General features: G+C 46.4%; 1 protein-coding gene. It reads left to right on the top strand.

The window, feature by feature from the left end:
* Nucleotides 1-93: 93 nt before the first annotated feature.
* Nucleotides 94-1,116, top strand: a 1,023-nt coding sequence (locus A3739_RS14900; RefSeq protein WP_068501923.1) for a UDP-glucose/GDP-mannose dehydrogenase family protein, incomplete at its 3' end; no start/stop codon positions are given.

Here is a 1,116-nt window from a genome sequence, read left to right as displayed (position 1 = left end):
TGGTAACGATTTTTAGTCAAAAACTCACTAAAACTAAGCATGCAGGATAAGCAGGGAAGGCGCGAGCAAAGCGTTAATGACAAAGGGTAAATAATGAAAGTATCAATATTTGGGACAGGGTATGTCGGGCTAGTGACCGGCGCGTGTTTGGCTGACATGGGGCACGATGTTATTTGTGTTGATGTCGATGAGAGTAAGGTTGAAAAGCTCAATAACGGCGTTATTCCAATTTACGAACCTGGTCTTGAAAGCATTGTTAAGAATAATTTTGCTGCGGGTAACTTGAAGTTTACGACAAAAGCGGAAGAGGCCATTGCGTTTGCTAAGTTGCAGTTCATCGCGGTTGGTACTCCTCCCGATGAAGACGGTTCTGCAGATCTGCAGTATGTATTGGCGGTGGCTGAAACGATTGCGACCCATATGCAAGACGAAAAAATCGTGATCGATAAGTCTACAGTACCCGTCGGTACGGGCGATAAAGTGCGTGCGAAAATTGAGGGTGTGCTCGCGGAGCGCGGCGTAGAGATTGATTTTGATGTGGTTTCTAACCCAGAGTTCCTGAAAGAAGGTGCTGCTGTAGGCGATTTCATGAAGCCGGACCGAATTGTCATTGGTTGCTCGAAAGAGTCGTCTGAAGCACCAATGCGTGAGTTGTACGCGCCGTTTAATCGTAACCATGACAAGATTCTGTTCATGGATGTTCGATCTGCTGAGCTCACGAAGTATGCGGCTAACGCAATGCTGGCAACCAAGATTAGCTTTATGAATGAAATGGCAAATTTGGCTGAACGACTTGATGCAGATATTGAAAGCGTGCGTTTAGGGATCGGCTCTGATCCGCGCATTGGCTTTCAGTTTATTTATCCTGGCGCCGGCTATGGTGGTTCATGTTTCCCTAAAGACGTGCAGGCTTTAACACGTATCGCACGAGATGCTGGATATGAATCAGAGCTTGTGCAGTCTGTAGAGAATGTGAATAACCGCCAGAAGCATCGTTTGTTTGAAAAACTCAGTGCTCATTTTAATGGTGAGCTAGCAGGTAAAACGATTGCAGTTTGGGGCTTGGCCTTTAAACCAGAAACGGATGACATGCGTGAAGCGCCATCGCGTTGTCTG

The sequence above is a fragment of the Oleiphilus sp. HI0067 genome (assembly GCF_001635735.1).
This window is presented reverse-complemented; position numbering and strand designations above follow the sequence as displayed.